The sequence below is a fragment of the Bradyrhizobium sp. STM 3566 genome (assembly GCF_045571445.1).
GTDB lineage: Bacteria > Pseudomonadota > Alphaproteobacteria > Rhizobiales > Xanthobacteraceae > Bradyrhizobium > Bradyrhizobium vignae.
In genome coordinates this window covers 3,545,905-3,561,976 of sequence record NZ_CP120692.1, presented here as the reverse complement: position 1 = coordinate 3,561,976, position 16,072 = coordinate 3,545,905, and the positions used below count along the sequence as shown (strand labels likewise).

15 protein-coding genes are annotated in these 16,072 nt (G+C 65.3%); 7 read left to right on the top strand and 8 right to left on the bottom strand.

Annotated features, from left to right (window positions below; all coding sequences use genetic code 11):
• Positions 1–4: 4 nt before the first annotated feature.
• Both P6U27_RS17095 and eno read right to left on the bottom strand, forming a co-directional pair.
• Complete coding sequence (locus P6U27_RS17095) at positions 5–1,138, bottom strand: zinc-binding dehydrogenase (RefSeq protein WP_122403096.1); 1,134 nt, start codon at positions 1,136–1,138, stop codon at positions 5–7.
• Positions 1,139–1,172: 34 nt separating this feature from the next.
• Entirely contained in the window at positions 1,173–2,456 is a 1,284-nt protein-coding gene (gene eno / locus P6U27_RS17090; protein ID WP_122406648.1) for a phosphopyruvate hydratase, read from the bottom strand.
• Between the two features lie 174 nt (positions 2,457–2,630).
• Here eno and P6U27_RS17085 point away from each other — a divergent pair, with 174 nt between their 5' ends.
• Positions 2,631–3,608 (top strand): lyase, encoded by a 978-nt coding sequence (locus tag P6U27_RS17085; RefSeq protein WP_122403095.1) that lies wholly within the window; start codon positions 2,631–2,633, stop codon positions 3,606–3,608.
• Positions 3,609–3,647: 39 nt separating this feature from the next.
• Positions 3,648–4,109 carry a preQ(1) synthase gene (gene queF, locus P6U27_RS17080; protein ID WP_122403094.1) on the top strand — a complete coding sequence of 154 codons (462 nt, stop codon included), beginning with the start codon at positions 3,648–3,650 and terminating at the stop codon, positions 4,107–4,109.
• Between the two features lie 222 nt (positions 4,110–4,331).
• Here queF and P6U27_RS17075 read toward each other — a convergent pair whose 3' ends face one another.
• From P6U27_RS17075 to P6U27_RS17065, 3 genes are all read right to left on the bottom strand, one after another.
• Positions 4,332–5,537, bottom strand: coding sequence for an MFS transporter (locus tag P6U27_RS17075; RefSeq protein WP_122403093.1), 1,206 nt, complete (start codon positions 5,535–5,537; stop codon positions 4,332–4,334).
• Positions 5,537–6,385, bottom strand: coding sequence for a 3-deoxy-8-phosphooctulonate synthase (gene kdsA, locus P6U27_RS17070; protein WP_122403092.1), 849 nt, complete (start codon positions 6,383–6,385; stop codon positions 5,537–5,539). Before kdsA ends, P6U27_RS17075 begins: the two co-directional genes overlap by 1 nt.
• A 116-nt stretch (positions 6,386–6,501) precedes the next feature.
• Complete coding sequence (locus P6U27_RS17065; RefSeq protein WP_122403091.1) at positions 6,502–6,828, bottom strand: NIPSNAP family protein; 327 nt, start codon at positions 6,826–6,828, stop codon at positions 6,502–6,504.
• Positions 6,829–7,015: 187 nt separating this feature from the next.
• Between P6U27_RS17065 and P6U27_RS17060 the strand changes: the two genes are divergently transcribed.
• The 3 genes from P6U27_RS17060 to P6U27_RS17050 all read left to right on the top strand — a co-directional run bounded on the left by P6U27_RS17060 (position 7,016) and on the right by P6U27_RS17050 (position 9,838).
• Positions 7,016–7,690, top strand: a complete 675-nt coding sequence (locus tag P6U27_RS17060; protein WP_122403090.1) for a response regulator transcription factor — start codon at positions 7,016–7,018, stop codon at positions 7,688–7,690.
• A complete protein-coding gene (locus tag P6U27_RS17055) occupies positions 7,687–9,063 on the top strand; it encodes a sensor histidine kinase (protein ID WP_407194318.1) in 1,377 nt (458 codons plus the stop codon). Before P6U27_RS17060 ends, P6U27_RS17055 begins: the two co-directional genes overlap by 4 nt.
• Positions 9,064–9,175: 112 nt before the next feature.
• A complete protein-coding gene (locus P6U27_RS17050) occupies positions 9,176–9,838 on the top strand; it encodes a class I SAM-dependent methyltransferase (RefSeq protein ID WP_162500263.1) in 663 nt (220 codons plus the stop codon).
• Between the two features lie 4 nt (positions 9,839–9,842).
• Here P6U27_RS17050 and P6U27_RS17045 read toward each other — a convergent pair whose 3' ends face one another.
• The 3 genes from P6U27_RS17045 to tpiA form a co-directional block, all read right to left on the bottom strand.
• Complete coding sequence (locus P6U27_RS17045) at positions 9,843–11,474, bottom strand: CTP synthase (RefSeq protein ID WP_122403087.1); 1,632 nt, start codon at positions 11,472–11,474, stop codon at positions 9,843–9,845.
• A gap of 166 nt (positions 11,475–11,640) precedes the next feature.
• Entirely contained in the window at positions 11,641–12,024 is a 384-nt protein-coding gene (gene secG, locus P6U27_RS17040; RefSeq protein WP_122403086.1) for a preprotein translocase subunit SecG, read from the bottom strand.
• Between the two features lie 139 nt (positions 12,025–12,163).
• Positions 12,164–12,919, bottom strand: a complete 756-nt coding sequence (gene tpiA, locus P6U27_RS17035) for a triose-phosphate isomerase (protein ID WP_122403085.1) — start codon at positions 12,917–12,919, stop codon at positions 12,164–12,166.
• 221 nt (positions 12,920–13,140) lie between these two features.
• Between tpiA and P6U27_RS17030 the strand changes: the two genes are divergently transcribed.
• A complete protein-coding gene (locus P6U27_RS17030; protein ID WP_122403084.1) occupies positions 13,141–15,039 on the top strand; it encodes a SurA N-terminal domain-containing protein in 1,899 nt (632 codons plus the stop codon).
• Positions 15,040–15,053: 14 nt separating this feature from the next.
• Positions 15,054–16,067: an anthranilate phosphoribosyltransferase gene (gene trpD, locus P6U27_RS17025; RefSeq protein ID WP_122403083.1), complete on the top strand. Its 1,014-nt coding sequence runs from the start codon at positions 15,054–15,056 to the stop codon at positions 16,065–16,067.
• Positions 16,068–16,072: the final 5 nt, after the last annotated feature.

Here is a 16,072-nt window from a genome sequence, read left to right as displayed (position 1 = left end):
ACCATTATTTGTTTGGGTTGATGAGGAATTTTTCGCCGGTGGCGCGTTTGGCGTACACCGCGACGTTGGCGAGATCGAGCGCCTCGGCAAGCGAGACCACCTTGGTGTAGTGGCTGGCGAACGTGGTCTTCAGCTCGGACGCCACGCGCTGGCGCAGGCGGCCCACCTCGGCCGGACCGATCTTCTGAAGAAACGGCGTGAGCAGCCAGCCGCCCACGCCCCAGCTCAGCCCGAACGAGCGGCTCAGCTCCGTCGGGCGCGTGTCGAGGCTGCCATAGATGTAGACCTGCTTGTACACGTTGGAGCCGTATCGGCTGTATTCCTTCGCAGTCTTGTTGGCTGCAATTTCCATCGCGGTCAGGATCTGGCCCGCCAGCTTGCCGCCGCCGATGGCATCGAAGGCGATGGTGGCGCCGGTCTCGACAAGTGCATTGGTGAGATCGTCCATGAAACCAGGCGCGCTGGAATCCACGACATATTTGGCGCCGATCTTATGCAGGATGTCGGCCTGCTCCTTGCTCCTGACGATGTTGACGAGGCCGATGCCGTCCTTGATGCAGATCTTGTTGAGCATCTGGCCGAGATTGGAGGCGGCGGCCGTGTGCACGAGCGCCTTGTGGTTCTCCCGCCGCATCGTCTCGGTCATGCCGAGCGCAGTCAGCGGATTGACGAACCAGGACGCACCGTCCACGGCCGTGGTGCCCGCCGGCAGCTCCATGACATCGCGGACCTTGAGCACGCGATATTGCGTGTACATCGCACCGCCGATCATCGACACCGTCTTGCCCATCAGCGCTTTCGCGGCATCGGACGATCCGGTCTGGATCACCGTACCGGCGCCCTCGTTGCCGACCGGCAATGACTGATCGAACCTGGCCGCCATCATCCGCATCGCCGCCTCCGGCATCTTGGCGGTGATGACCGGCATCTCCTTCGTGCCGGAGGCCTGGGCGGCCGACATGTCGGCCGGCCCGATCAGAAGTCCGAGATCTGAGGGGTTGATCGGGGAGGCTTCGACGCGAACCACGACCTCATCGTCGGCCGGCTCCGGCGTCGGGACATTCACGAGAGACAATTCCAGCTCGCCACTCTTTTTGAGCAGCGAACGCAACTGCAGTCCGGTCTTGCCGTCGCTCATGTCGATCCTCCCCTGTCCGTGTTGAAGCGCCGGCTTATGCCAGCGCCTTCAGTGCCGTCTTGCCGCCGTAGAGCGCCTGCTTGCCGAGCTGCTGCTCGATGCGCAGGAGCTGGTTGTATTTGGCGGTGCGGTCGGCGCGCGCAAGGGAGCCGGTCTTGATCTGACCGCAATTGGTGGCGACTGCGAGGTCGGCGATGGTGGAATCCTCGGTCTCGCCGGAGCGGTGCGACATCACCGAGGTGTAGCCGGCCTTGTGCGCCATTTCGACGGCGGCCAGCGTCTCGGTCAGCGTGCCGATCTGGTTGACCTTGATCAGGATCGAGTTGGCGCGCCCGGCCTTGATGCCTTCGGCGAGGCGCTTGACGTTGGTGACGAACAGGTCGTCGCCGACCAGCTGGCACTTCTTGCCGATGAGGTCGGTAAGCTCCTTCCAGCCGTCCATATCGTCTTCCGACATGCCGTCCTCGATGGTCACGATCGGATAGCGCGCGACCAAGTCTGCAAGATACTTCGCCTGCTCCGAGATCGAACGAGTCTTGCCCTCACCTTCATAGGCATACTTGCCGTCCTTGAAGAACTCGGTCGAGGCGCAGTCGAGGCCGAGCACGATGTCGGAGCCCGCCTTGAAGCCGGCCTTGCCGATCGCGTTCATGACGAAGTCGAGCGCGGCGTCGGCCGACGGCAGGTTCGGGGCAAAGCCGCCCTCGTCGCCGACATTGGTGTTGTGGCCGGCCTTCTTCAATTCGGACTTCAGCGTGTGGAACACCTCCGCGCCGTAACGCAGGCCTTCGGCGAAAGAGGATGCGCCGACCGGAAGGATCATGAACTCCTGGAAGTCGATCGGATTGTCGGCATGCACGCCGCCATTGATGATGTTCATCATCGGCACCGGCAGGAGGCGCGCCGAGGTGCCGCCGACATAACGGTAGAGCGGCATGTCGAGCGAGTTCGCGGCCGCCTTGGCGCAGGCGAGCGAGACGCCGAGGATGGCGTTGGCGCCCAGCCGGCTCTTGTTCGGCGTGCCGTCGAGGTCGATCATGATCTGGTCGATCTGGGCCTGCTGCTCGACATCGAGGCCACTCAGGGCCTCGAAGATCTCCCCGTTGACGGCGCCGACCGCCTTGGTCACGCCCTTGCCGAGATAGCGGGCCTTGTCGCCGTCGCGCAGTTCCACCGCCTCGTGCGCGCCGGTGGAGGCGCCGGACGGCACCGCGGCGCGGCCGAGCGCACCATCCTCCAGCACGACATCGACCTCGACGGTGGGATTGCCCCGGCTATCGAGAATTTCGCGGCCGATGATGTCGATGATGGCGGTCATGATGTCCACTTCCGTTCGTTAGGGCTGATCGGTGCCGCGGGTCTTACACGGGCTGCAAGCAAATGTGAACGCTTGGACGAGCCTCCTCGACTGACGCGTGAAGCGGCTCAGCTTATGCTCGACCGCATCTGGTCCGCGCGTCCAACCTCAATCTGAAACAGTCGGGGTAACGCCATGAATCGCCGCCAGTTTCTTGCTTCGAGTGCCGCCCTGCTCGCGATCCGCCCAGGTTTTGCGCAGGAAGCCCCGTTCCGAACAAAATATTATCCTATCAGCCCCGGCATCGGCCTGCACGATCTCACGCCCGCCCCTGACGGCACGGTTTGGTTCACGGCGCAGGGCAAGGGCCTGCTCGGCAGGCTCGATCCGCGAGATGGCAGTTTCAAGACGGTCAGCCTCGGCCAGGGCGCTGCCCCGCACGGCGTAACCATCGGGCCCGACGGCGCACCCTGGATTACCGAAGGCGGCCAAAACGCGATCGCGCGGGTCGACCCCGGCGATCTCAAGGTGACGCTGTTTCGCCTCCCGGAAAAGTTCGCGTCCGCCAATCTCAACACCGGCGTGTTCGACAAGGACGGCACCTACTGGTTCACCGGACAGTCCGGCTATTACGGGCGGCTTGCGCCGAAATCCGGCGAGATGACGGTGTTCAAGGCGCCAAAGGGGATCGGACCCTATGGCATCACCGTGACGCCCAAGGGCGACATCTGGTACGCCTCGCTTGCCGGCAGCTACATCGCCAAGATCGATCTTGCGACCGGCAGCGCCGGCGTCGTGCAGCCGCCGACGCCGAATGCGGGCTCACGGCGCGTCTGGTCGGATTCAAGGAGCCGGATCTGGGTCAGCGAGTGGAACAGCGGGCATGTCTCGGTGCACGATCCCGCCGACGGCTCGTGGAAGACATGGAAGCTGCCGGGCGAACGCCCCCGCGCCTACGCTGTCTTTGTCGACGACAAGGACAAGGTCTGGCTGACGGATTTTTCCGCCAACGCCATCGTGCGCTTCGATCCCGCTACTGAAAAGTTCAACGTCTTCGCCAGCGACAAGCCCAACGCCAATGTGCGCCAGCTGGACGGCCGTCCGGGCGAGCTTTGGGGCTGCGAGTCCGGCAACGACCGCATCGTGCTGATCCAGACGATTGCCGCCGGTTGACGGCAGCGGCATTTGCGTCCATCCCGGCATCCGCAAAGGATGACGATGATGGCGAAAAAATCCCTCCAGCTCGGCCGCGCGGTCGAGTGGCCGCACACACCGGAAGAAGCCCAGCTCGACCGCGTGCCCAATCCGCAAAAGGGCACCGATTACCTGGTGCGCTTCACGGTGCCGGAATTCACCTCGCTCTGCCCGGTCACGGGCCAGCCGGATTTCGCGCATCTGATGATCGACTACGCGCCGGGCGCGTGGCTGCTGGAATCGAAATCGCTCAAGCTCTACATCGCGAGCTTTCGCAATCACGGCGCCTTCCACGAAGACTGCACCGTGATGATCGGCAAGCGCATCGCCTCGGAGATCAAGCCGAAATGGCTGCGCATCGGCGGCTATTGGTATCCGCGTGGCGGCATCCCGATCGACGTGTTCTGGCAGACCGGCCGCGTGCCGAAGGGCCTGTGGGTGCCCGAGCAAGGCGTCGCGCCTTATCGCGGGCGGGGCTAAAGCGCGATGAGATTTGGATGAATCGTCATCGCGCTTTAGCTTGTTGTTTACGCATGATCTTTCCGGAAAACCGCTTCGCACTTTTCCGGATCATGCTTTAGCCTCTCTTGTCCGGGACGCTGCACAGCGTGAAGCACTGCTCCGCTGAGCCGGGCCCAGTGCCGTTATGGACCCCGGATCAGCGGCGCGCTGCACTGCATCCGGGGAACGAGCATCCATGCCTCAGCGCGCGTCGGACGGCGCCCGCTGCTTCAGCAGCCGGGCGCAGACGAAGCCCAGCACCACCATGATCCCTGCGCTCGCGAACAGGGTCGGCATCTTGCCGGCGTGCTGAAGGCCGAAGCCATAGGCGAGTGGCCCCACGGTCTGGCCCATGAAGAAGAAGAACGAATGCAGCGACATCGCGGTGGCGCGAGCCTCGACCGAGAGCTCGCTGGCGAAGACCTGAAGACAGCCATGCGCGATGTAGAAGCCCCATCCCATCACGATGAGATTCAGCGCCTGCACTTCCCAGCGTAGGCCGAAAGCGACGGCTATGAGCTGCGAGGCGACCAGCGTCATGCCGGCGATCATCATGCCCTTCATACCGAGCCGCGGCAGCAGCCGTGACACCGTCAGCGTGTAGAACAGGCCGCCGACCGCAAAGCCGGCGATGACGATGCCGGCGATCGAGAGCGAGGTCTGACCGAGCTCGAACAGGAACGACGCGATGTAGGGAAACAGGCCGAGCACGCAGCAGCCTTCGATGAACACCGCCGAATAGCAGACATAGGCGTTCGGATTGGTGAAGATGGTGCGGTAGCCGGCCTTGAGCGCCGAAAGGCTCGTCTTCGGCGGATGCTCGACCTTGGCGCCGTGGAAGCCGGCCGCAACGGCGATCGAGGCGACGATCACGAGCGCACCCAGCACCGCGAGCACGCCGCGCCAGCCGAGGAAATCGCCGATCAGGCCGGAGGCCGAGGCGCCCAGCAGATTTCCAGTCATGGCGCCTGCCAGCGTGCGGCTGATCGCGACCTGGCGTTTTTCGGGCCCGACGAGATCGCTGGTGAGGCTGAGCGCCACCGGAAACACGCCTCCGGAGCCGATGCCCGCGAGGATGCGGGTGACGAACAGCAATGAGAACGAGCTTGAGAGCGCACCCAGGATGTTGGCAAGGCCGAGCAGCGCGAGGCAACCGATCATCAGCCGCGTCTTGCCGAACAGGTCGGCGGCGGCGCCGATGATCGGCTGGATGATGGAGAAGGTGAAGGCGAACACCGCGGCAAAGCCGGCGGCGGTCGCGATGCTCACGCTAAAATCCTCGGCGACGTGCGGCAGCACCGGATCGAGCGCGCGTGCCGACAGCGCCGCGGCGAAGCTTGCGCCTGAGATGACGTAGAGTGCTGTCGGCAAGCCGGGATCGTGCGGCCGCGCCTCGCCTTGCTGCATCAGCGCGGATTCTTTGCGAGCGCGTCGAACGCCATCAGCCTGGCGATCAGTCCCTCGAATTCGCGCAGCGGCACCATGTTGGGTCCGTCCGAGGGCGCGTGATCAGGGTCAGGATGGGTCTCGATGAAGACGCCGGCGACGCCGACCGCGACAGCCGCGCGCGCCAGCACGGGCACGAATTCGCGCTCGCCGCCAGACGAGGTCCCTTTCCCGCCCGGCTGCTGCACCGAATGGGTGGCGTCGAAGATCACGGGCGCGCCGGTGGTGCGCGCCAAGATCGGCAGTGCGCGCATGTCGGAGACCAGCGTATTGTAGCCGAATGAGGCACCGCGCTCGGTGACGAGCACGTTGGGATTGCCAGCGCTCGTGAGCTTGGTGACGACATTGGCCATGTCCCAGGGAGCCAGGAACTGGCCCTTCTTGACGTTGACGACCTTGCCGGTTGCGGCCGCCGCCAAAAGGAGATCGGTCTGCCGGCACAGGAAGGCCGGGATCTGCAAGACGTCCACCGCCTGCGCCACGTCTGCGCATTGCGCGGCTTCGTGCACGTCGGTCAGCACCGGCAAACCGAACGAGGATCGGATCTCCGCGAAGATCGGCAGCGACTGCGCTAAGCCCAAGCCGCGCGCTGCAGCCGCGCTGGTGCGGTTGGCCTTGTCGAACGAGGTTTTGTAGACGAGGCCGATGTTCAGCCGCGCGGCGATCTCCTTCAGCGCGGACGCGACCTCCAGCGCATGCTGGCGGCTCTCGAGCTGGCACGGCCCGGCAATCACCGAGATCGGCAGATCATTGCCGAATTTGACCGTGCCAATGGTGACGACCGGCGCCGCTGAATTTGAAGAGCTCAAGGCAAATCCCTCATTTCGGCGCGACCATAGCCGCCATGAGGGTCGGATCAACCCTCTTCCGCCCGGGCCGCTCGAATATCAGGGTTGCGCCATGGTTCCCGCCGCGCCAGTGATCGCTACTTCACCGCCGAGAAGGCGGTCGGCGCCAGGATCTGGCTGACGATGTTGCCCACGATCTGGCCGTCCGCTTCCGATTTCGCCCGCGCCTCGAGCCAGTCCGGGTCGGTCATGAACGCGCCCCACTTCTTCTCGCGCTCGGCGAGCGAGTCCCAGGCCAGGAAATAGGTCAGCTCCTGGTTGGATTCACCGATCAGCGTCGTGAAGAAGCCGGCCTGCTTGATGCCGTGCTTCTCCCAGATCTTCAGCGTGGCGGTCTCGAACCGCTTCAAGAGCGCCGGCAGGCGACCGGGGACGCAGCGGTAGACGCGCATTTCGTAGATCATTCACGGCCTCCCTGAACAGGTCCGGCGGTTATAGCGGTTGGTCCCGACGGTGTCTTGAGCCCTGCCCGTCCGCCCCTGTGGCGTTCTGCGCATGGCTTGAGCTTCCGCCGCAGGGCCGGACTCCCGCAATGCTGCCGCAATGATCGGGCCGCTACAAAGGCGTCAGATGCGGTTCAGGTGCCCTTACATGCGGATTTTGCTGGTCGAGGATGAAGCGGAAATGGCCGGCGCGCTGGCTTCGGCGCTGAAGCGCTATGACATGGTGGTGGATCATGCTCCGACGCTCGCCGAGGCGGAGGAAGCCATTTCCGCCGACGTCCATGCCGCCGTCCTGCTCGACCGCCAGCTTCCTGACGGCGATGGCCTCGCCTTGATCCCCAAGCTCCGCGCGCGTGCCGACGGCGTGCCCATCATCGTCCTGACTGCGCGCGGGGAGCTCGCCGACCGCATCGCCGGCCTCGACGGCGGCGCCGATGACTATCTGGCAAAACCGTTTGCAGTCGAGGAGCTGCTGGCGCGGCTGCGTGCAGTGCTGCGGCGGCCTGCGGGCCTCTCCCCCGAAATCATCCGTGCCGGCCGCCTCGCGTTCGATGTCGGCCATCGCGAAGCCAGCATCGACGGCGAGCCGTTCGAGTTGCCCCGCCGCGAGCTCCTGGTGCTCGAAGCGTTGCTTCGCCGCATGGGCCGGACCGTGCTGCGCTCGGCGCTGGAAGAGGCGGTCTACAATTTCGACGACGAGATCCAGTCCAACGCACTCGACACGCATGTCTCGCGGCTGCGGCGAAAGCTCGCGGAAGCCGACGCGGGTATCGAGATCCACGGCATTCGCGGCGTCGGCTATCTCCTCAAGAAGTTGCCATGAGCAAACACGACGATCCCTATTGCCTACGCTCGCGGCTGAGCTGGCGCCTGCTCTCGCTTCAGGCGGTCATCCTCGTCGCGCTGCTTGCAGTCGTTCTCACCGGGCTTTGCGCCTCCGGCTTCGTGCTGGCGCCGCGCGATGAGGACCGCGTCATCGATGTCGTGCAGCGTGCGCTCACGCGCGATGCGCAAGGTGGATTGGCCTTGCGGTCAACGGCCGAACTGCAGCAGTTGCGCAGCGAGACACCCGACCTCTGGTTCCTGGTACGCGACCGGGAGGGACGCTCCCTCACCGAAGGCGCCGTGCCGGCCGAATTCGCCGCGATCGGCGGAGGTCTCGACCGGATCAGCCAGGCGCGGCTCGGTTGGCAGTTGTTCGAGGACGATCCGCGCAAGCCGGCGGCGCGCATGAAGCGGGTCGACACTGATGCGGGCAACGTGCAGGTCATCACGGCGACACAAGGACGCCTGACCGGCGCCAAGGCGCTGTTCATGACGTCCCTTGCGTTCCTCGGCATCGCCCTGCCCGGCCTGCTCCTGATGGGAACGGCGACGTTCATCGCGACGCCGATGATCGTGCGGCGCGCCTTCGGAGGACTCGATATCGCGGCGGACGAGGCGCGGCGCATCGACATCCACCAACGCGGCGCGCGGCTCCCGGTGGAGCGGATTCCGCTCGAAGTCGTGCCCCTCGTGACCGCGATCAACGACGCGCTGGCCCGGCTCGACCAGGGCTATGCCCGCCACAAGCGCTTCGTCGCGGACGCCGCACATGAGCTGCGCACGCCGATCGCAATCCTGAACACGCGCCTGGAGTCACTTGCCCCTGGGCCGGACAAGAATCGCCTGCTGGAGGATGCGGCGCGGCTGGCGACTCTTGCCGAGCAATTGCTCGATATCCAGCGGCTCGACCGCTGCGGCCATCCCTTCACGCGCGTCAATCTGGTTGCCGTTGCGCAAAGCGTCGCCGCCGACCTAGCGCCGCTGGCGATTGCCGCCGGCTACGAGCTGGCGCTCGATGCGCCCTCGACACCGGTCGAGACGATCGGCGATGCGGCGGCCCTGGAGCGCGCACTGACCAATCTCGTGCAGAATGCGATCCAGCACGGTCCTCGCCGCGGCACGATCGGGATTCGCGTCGGCAGGCCCGCAAATATCGAGGTCACCGATGAAGGCGCCGGCATTCCCGCCGATCAGCGCGAGCAGATCTTCGAGCCGTTCTATCGGCTCGCGCCGCTCGATCGCGGTGCCGGCCTCGGCCTCAACATGGTGCGCGAGATCGTGCAGCTGCATGGCGGCCACGTTTCGGTGCCGGACGGAGCGGAGGGCGGCGCCTGTTTCCGGATGACGTTGCCGCCGGTCCGACAGAGTTGATTCAATCCGCATGCGCCTCTAGCGGCGCAATGCTGTCGCAATGCGCCTCCGCAACACTGCATCCGTCTCACCTGTGATCTCAGCAGGTGCAAACGAAGATGCCGGAGTGCGCATGCCCAACGATTTCCTTTCCTTCTTCCTGTCCTGGATGTCGTCCCCGCGTCGGGTCGGCGCTGTCGCACCATCGAGTGCGGCGCTCGCCGATCTCATCACGCGCGAGATCAGCGCATCGACGGGGCCGATTCTCGAGCTTGGGCCCGGCACCGGCGCCTTCACCTACAAGCTGCTCAAACGCGGCGTGCGGCCGCAGGATCTCACGCTGGTCGAATACGGCTCCGACTTCATGAAGCTCCTGCAACTGCGCTTTCCCGGCGCACGCGTGCTGTGGATGGACGCGGCGCGGCTGACGACCGACCGCCTCTATGACGGCGCCCCCGTCGGCGCGGTCGTGAGCGGCCTGCCGCTGCTCAACATGAGCAGGCGCAAGGTCATCTCGATCCTCAGCGGCGCGTTCAGCTATGTCCGCCCCGGCGGCGCCTTCTACCAGTTCACCTATGGCATGAGCTGCCCGGTACCGCGGCCCGTGCTCGACCGGCTGGGCCTGCGCGCAAGGCTGGTGGATCGCGCCTTGCTGAACGTGCCGCCCGCGGCCGTCTACAGGCTGACGCGGCGACCACAGATGAAGCTGATCACGGGATCGGTTGCGCCTGAACCGTCAGCGCGGGCCCCGTTGGGGCCGATGCATCACGCGCGCGACTATTCCGCCGCGCGCTGAGCCGTCAGACCAGCCGCGACTGCACCACCGCCGCCTGAATGAACGAGGCGAACAGCGGATGCGGCTCGAAGGGGCGCGACTTCAGCTCGGGATGGAACTGGACCCCGATGAACCAGGGATGATCCTCGTACTCGACGATTTCAGGCAGCACGCCGTCGGGCGACAGGCCCGAGAATTTCAGCCCGTGCTGCTCGAGGCGATCCTTGTAGGCGGTGTTGACTTCGTAGCGATGGCGGTGACGCTCGGAGATCTCGGTCGCGCCGCCATAGACCTGCGAGACGCGGCTGCCGCGGTTGAGCGTTGCCGGATAGGCGCCGAGGCGCATCGTGCCGCCGAGGTCGCCGGCCTGCGAGCGCTTCTCGAGCTCGTTGCCGCGCAGCCATTCCGTCATCAGACCGACCAAGGGTTCCTTGGTCGGGCCGAACTCGGTGGAGTTGGCGTCCTCGATGCCGACGAGGTTTCGCGCAGCCTCGATCACCGCCATCTGCATGCCGAAGCAGATGCCGAAATACGGCACGTCGCGCTCACGCGCGAACTGCGCCGCCTTGATCTTGCCTTCGGCGCCGCGCTGACCGAAACCGCCGGGCACCAGGATGCCGTTGACGTGCTCGAGGAACGGCGCCGGATCTTCCTTTTCGAAGATCTCGCTCTCGATCCAGTCGAGGTTGACCTTCACCTTGTTGGCGATGCCGCCATGCGAGAGCGCCTCGATCAGCGACTTATACGCATCCTTCATGCCGGTGTATTTGCCGACGATGGCGATGGTGACGTTGCCCTCGGGGTTGCGGATGCGCTCGTTGATCTCTTGCCAGCTGCGCAGCTCCGGCGGAATCCGCGAGGCGATGCCGAAGGCGGCGAGCACTTCATCGTCGAGGCCCGCATTGTGATAGGCCTCGGGCACCGCATAGATGTTGTCGACGTCGCGCGCCTCGATCACGGCGCTTTCGCGCACGTTGCAGAACAGCCCGAGCTTGCGCCGTTCTTCCTTCGGGATCGCGCGATCGGTGCGGCAGAGCAGGATGTCCGGCTGGATGCCGATCGAGCGCAGCTCCTTGACCGAGTGCTGTGTCGGCTTGGTCTTCAATTCGCCGGCGCTCGGAATGTAGGGCAGCAGCGTCAGATGGATGTAGACGGCGTGATCGCGCGGCAGCTCGTTCTTGAGCTGGCGGATCGCCTCGAAGAACGGCAGGCCCTCGATGTCACCGACGGTGCCGCCGATCTCCACCAGCACGAAGTCGTAGCCGTCATTGCCGTCGAGGACGAATTCCTTGATCGCGTTGGTGACGTGCGGAACCACCTGGATGGTCGCGCCGAGATAATCGCCGCGGCGCTCCTTGGTGATGATGTCCTGGTAGATGCGCCCGGTGGTGATGTTGTCGGCCTTGGTCGCCGGCCGGCCGGTGAAGCGCTCGTAGTGACCGAGATCGAGGTCGGTCTCCGCGCCGTCGTCGGTCACGAACACTTCGCCGTGCTGATACGGCGACATCGTTCCGGGATCGAGGTTGAGATAGGGGTCGAGCTTGCGGAGGCGAACCTTGTAGCCCCGGGCCTGCAACAGAGCACCCAGTGCCGCCGAAGCCAGACCCTTGCCGAGCGAGGAAACCACGCCGCCGGTGATGAATATGTACCGCGCCATGGGACTTAACCTCTAATCCCTCGAATTCGATTCGCCAAAGCGATTCGTATTCCGCCCCAAAGATTTTGCGGGCCTGTGGGTGAGCCAAAACTAAGAGTGGTGACAGTGCCTTGATGGGGATTTTTGATGCAGGACGGTAGCGGCCGCCCTGCATGGCCCCCCTGCTTTATTGCGAGCGCGGTACCTGCGGGCCGCTCGGGGCCGGGGCCTGCTGCTGCTCGTCGGCCTTCTTGAGCGAATCCAGGATGCCGCCCGAGGTTGGCGGCGCGACCGGCGAACCACCGGTTGGCTGGGTCTGCGCCGGCTGGCCGATGATCGACGACGGCTTGCGGTCGTAGCCCGCATACCAGGACAGGAACAGGCTGGTGAGGAAGAACCCGACGGCCAGGATCGCGGTGGTCCGCGTCAGAAGGTTCGCCGTGCCGCGGCTCGACATGAAGCCCGCGCCGCCGCCCATGCCGAGGCCGCCGCCTTCCGACTTCTGGAGCAGCACGGCACCGATCATGACAGCGACGATCATGAGGTGAATGACGATGACAACGGTCTGCATGATATCCTTCCGTCACAAGCGGGCGGCGCCTGACGGCGGCCGATCGCGCTTCGCGGGTTTTCCTGAAGTTGCGCGGTGTTACACGATCGGGAGGGGTATTGCCACCCCCGATCGGGTCGGGATCAACGCATTGGATTAGCTAGGGACAGCCTTTGGCGATCGCAAGGAAATCGGCCGCCTTCAGGCTGGCGCCACCGACCAGCGCGCCGTTGACGTTTTTCACCGCCATCAGCTCGGCCGCATTCGAGGGCTTGACCGAGCCGCCATAGAGGATTCGCATCTTCGCTCCCTCGGCTTTGAACCGGGAGATCAGGAGTTCCCGGATAAAGCCATGAATCTGCTCGACATCCTTGGCTGTGGGGGTCAGCCCGGTGCCGATCGCCCAGACCGGCTCATAGGCCACGACCAGATTGGCTGCGGTCGAGCTGTCAGGCAGAGAACCGTCAAGCTGGCCGCGCACGATGTCCAGGGTCTGGCCGGCGTCCCGCTGGCCTTGCGTCTCGCCGATGCAGACGATCGCCGTCGCCCCGGCGCGCCAGGCGGCCTCGGCCTTCTGCCGGATCAGCGCATCCCCCTCGCCGTGGTCGGCGCGGCGCTCGGAATGGCCGACGATGATGGCGGTTGCGCCCGCATCCACCAGCATTTCGGCGGCAACATCGCCGGTATGGGCACCTGAGGCCTTGGGGTGGCAATCCTGCGCTCCCACCGCGACCTTCCTGCCACGTGCCCTCTCGGCGAACGCCGCAACGAGGGTCCCCGGCGGGCAAACCAACAAGTCGGCCTTGCCGGCCACGTCTGCCGCACCGTCGAGCATGGCGTCGAATTCGGCAGCCTGGGCCTTCAGGCCGTTCATTTTCCAATTGCCGGCGATCAGCGGTCGGATGGCGTCGGTCATGTCAATGTCCAGCAAAATGAGGTTTGTGCATGCGCTAGCAGAGCTGTCGCGGCAGTTCCAGACCTAGAGGCCTTTAACCGCAGGTCTCAAGGGGGACCCGTGGCAAGGTTGCGGGGGGAAAGCCGCCACTTTATGATGATCTATCAATTTGGTGACGCGCTTTTGCGGAATCTGCATTAAGACGCGCTCCCGTTCCCTCCTGACCAGACAAGTTGGACCAAATGCTCCGAGGAATGCGCAAGGCCTCATCGAACTGGCTCGGCAAGACCATTATGGCCGTGGTGATGGGCGTGTTGATCATCAGTTTCGGCATTTGGGGCATCGCCGACATCTTCCGCGGCTTCGGGCAGTCCACGGTCGCCAAGATCGGCCACACCGAGATTTCGCTGAACGAGTTCCGGCAGATCTACACCGACCGCCTGCAGCAGATCAGCCGCCAGTTCGGCCGTCCGCTGACGCCGGACCAGGCGCGGGCCTTCGGCCTCGACCGCCAGGTCCTCCAGCAGACCATCGCGGAAGCCGCCCTCGACGAAGAGGCGCGCCGGCTCGGGCTCGGCCAGTCCGATGACCAGATCCGCCAAGTCATCATGAACGATCCCAACTTCAAGGGCGTCGGCGGCAACTTCGATGCGAACCGCTTCCAGGCCGTGATCCGCAATTTTGGCTACACCGAACCGCGTTATGTCGCCGAGCAGCGCAAGGTGTCGCTTCGCCGCCAGATCACCGGCACGATCGGCGCGGGCATCGAGCCGCCGAAGGCAATGATCGACGTCCTGACGCGGTACCAGAACGAGCAGCGTACCATTGAATTCGTCAAGCTCGACGCTGCACAGGCAGGCACCATCGAGGCGCCCTCGCCCGAAGCCCTGGCCACCTATTTCGAGGATCACAAGGTCCAGTTCCGCGCGCCCGAATACCGCAAGATCGCCTTCGTCGTGATCTCACCGGAAGAGATCGGCAAGTGGACCGAGGTTTCCGACGAGGACGCCAAGAAGGTATTCGAGCAGCGCAAGGACCGGCTTGGCACGCCGGAGAAGCGACAGATCCAGCAGATCGTGTTTCCGAACGTTGCCGAAGCGCAAGCCGCACGCGAGCGCCTCGTCGGCGGGACGTCGTTCGAGGATCTCGGCAAGGAACGCGGGCTGAGCGCCTCCGACGTCGACCTTGGCCTCGTCACCAAGTCTTCGCTCGACCCCGCGGTTGGCGATGCCGCCTTCACGCTTCCGGCCGGTGAGATCAGCCAACCGATCCAGGGCGCTCTCGGCACGTCCATCGTCAGGGTCGACAAGATCGAGCCGGGCAAGGAGGCGGACTACGCCAGCCTCGCCGGCGACATCAAGCGCGAGATCGCGACCGAGCGCGCGCGCGTCAAGGTCGCCGATCTCCGCGACAAGATGGAAGACGAGCGCGGCGGCGGCGCCAGCGTGATCGACGCGGCACAGAAGCTCGGCCTCACCGCCGTGACCATCGACGCCGTCGACCGCTCCGGCCGCGCCCCGAACGGCCAACCGGTCGCCAACATCCCGCAGGGTCTCGACGTGGTGTCGCAGGCCTTCAACACCGATGTCGGCGTCGACAACGACCCGATCTCCTTCAAGGGCGGCTATGTCTGGTACGACGTGCTCGCCATCACGCCCTCGCGCGACCGCAATCTCGACGAGGTCCGCGACCAGGTCGAGGCACGCTGGCGCCAGGACCAGATCGCGACCAAGCTGAAGGCCACGGCGACCGAGATGGTGCAGAAGCTCGAAGCGGGCGGCAAGCTCGCGGATGAAGCGGCAGCGGCCGGCGCCAAGGTCGAGACCGCGACCGGCTTCAAGCGCGACGATACGCCCGCCGGCGTGCCCGCCACCATCGTGTCGGCCGCGTTCCGTGCCGCCAAGGACGGCGTCGGACAGACGCCCGTGAGCGGCGGCAGCGAGGTGATCGTCTTCCGCGTCACCGACATCGTCGACCCCGCGGTCGACTTTGCCTCCGATGCTGTCAAGAAGCTGAAGGAGAGCCTCGACCGGGCCCAGACCGAGGAGCAGGTCGCATCCTACGTCAACAAGCTTGAAACCGACATCGGGACCACCATTAATCAGGCCGCCTTCGCGCAGGTGACCGGCGCGAACCAGTGAGTTGAAAGCACGCGATGGACGACCTGAAATCTATCATTGGAAAAGTGGCGACCGGCGCCAGCCTGTCGCGTGACGAAGCCGCTTCCGCCTTCGATGCCATGATGAGTGGCGAGGCTACGCCCTCGCAGATGGGCGGCCTCTTGATGGCGCTGCGGGTGCGCGGCGAGACCGTGGACGAGATCACCGGCGCTGTTGCGGCGATGCGCTCCAAGATGCTGACCGTGACGGCGCCGTCCGACGCCGTCGACATCGTCGGCACCGGCGGCGACGGCTCCGGCTCGGTCAACGTCTCGACCTGCGCCGCCTTCATCGTCTCGGGCGCCGGCGTGCCGGTGGCCAAGCACGGCAACCGCGCGCTGTCCTCGCGCTCGGGCGCCGCCGACGTGCTGGCATCGCTTGGGGTGAAGATCGATCTCAAGCCGGAGCAGGTCGGACGCTGCGTGCGCGAATGCGGCATCGGCTTCATGTTCGCCCCCGCCCACCATCCCGCCATGAAGAACGTCGGCCCGACCCGGGTCGAGCTCGCGACCCGCACGATCTTCAACCTGCTTGGGCCCCTGTCCAACCCGGCCGGCGTGAAGCGACAGATGGTCGGCGTGTTTTCAAGGCAATGGGTGCAGCCGCTGGCGCAGGTGCTCAAGAACCTCGGCTCGGAATCCGCCTGGGTGGTGCACGGCTCCGACGGTCTGGACGAGATCACCCTCACCGGCCCGACCTTCGTCTCCGCGCTCCACAATGGCGAGATCCGGAATTTCGAGGTGACGCCGGAGGAAGCCGGGCTCTCGCGTTGCGAGGCCGGTGCGCTCAGGGGCGGCGACGCCGACGCCAATGCGATCGCATTGCAAAGCGTGCTCGACGGCAAGCCGAGCCCCTATCGCGACGTGGCGCTGATCAACGCCGCCGCCGCACTGGTCGTGGCCGGCCGCGCCAAGGACCTCAAGGAAGGCATCGCGATCGGCGCCGCCTCCATCGACAGCGGCGCGGCCAACGCGAAGCTGAAGCACCTGGTCACGGTCTCCAACGGCTGAATTGC

Coding starts and splice junctions, on each gene's coding strand:
- P6U27_RS17095 (WP_122403096.1), bottom strand. CDS start 1,138: ATGAGCGACGGCAAGACCGGACTGCAGTTGCGTTCGCTGCTCAAAAAG.
- eno (WP_122406648.1), bottom strand. CDS start 2,456: ATGACCGCCATCATCGACATCATCGGCCGCGAAATTCTCGATAGCCGG.
- P6U27_RS17085 (WP_122403095.1), top strand. CDS start 2,631: ATGAATCGCCGCCAGTTTCTTGCTTCGAGTGCCGCCCTGCTCGCGATC.
- queF (WP_122403094.1), top strand. CDS start 3,648: ATGACGATGATGGCGAAAAAATCCCTCCAGCTCGGCCGCGCGGTCGAG.
- P6U27_RS17075 (WP_122403093.1), bottom strand. CDS start 5,537: ATGCAGCAAGGCGAGGCGCGGCCGCACGATCCCGGCTTGCCGACAGCA.
- P6U27_RS17065 (WP_122403091.1), bottom strand. CDS start 6,828: ATGATCTACGAAATGCGCGTCTACCGCTGCGTCCCCGGTCGCCTGCCG.
- P6U27_RS17060 (WP_122403090.1), top strand. CDS start 7,016: ATGCGGATTTTGCTGGTCGAGGATGAAGCGGAAATGGCCGGCGCGCTG.
- P6U27_RS17055 (WP_407194318.1), top strand. CDS start 7,687: ATGAGCAAACACGACGATCCCTATTGCCTACGCTCGCGGCTGAGCTGG.
- P6U27_RS17050 (WP_162500263.1), top strand. CDS start 9,176: ATGCCCAACGATTTCCTTTCCTTCTTCCTGTCCTGGATGTCGTCCCCG.
- P6U27_RS17045 (WP_122403087.1), bottom strand. CDS start 11,474: ATGGCGCGGTACATATTCATCACCGGCGGCGTGGTTTCCTCGCTCGGC.
- secG (WP_122403086.1), bottom strand. CDS start 12,024: ATGCAGACCGTTGTCATCGTCATTCACCTCATGATCGTCGCTGTCATG.
- tpiA (WP_122403085.1), bottom strand. CDS start 12,919: ATGACCGACGCCATCCGACCGCTGATCGCCGGCAATTGGAAAATGAAC.
- P6U27_RS17030 (WP_122403084.1), top strand. CDS start 13,141: ATGCTCCGAGGAATGCGCAAGGCCTCATCGAACTGGCTCGGCAAGACC.
- trpD (WP_122403083.1), top strand. CDS start 15,054: ATGGACGACCTGAAATCTATCATTGGAAAAGTGGCGACCGGCGCCAGC.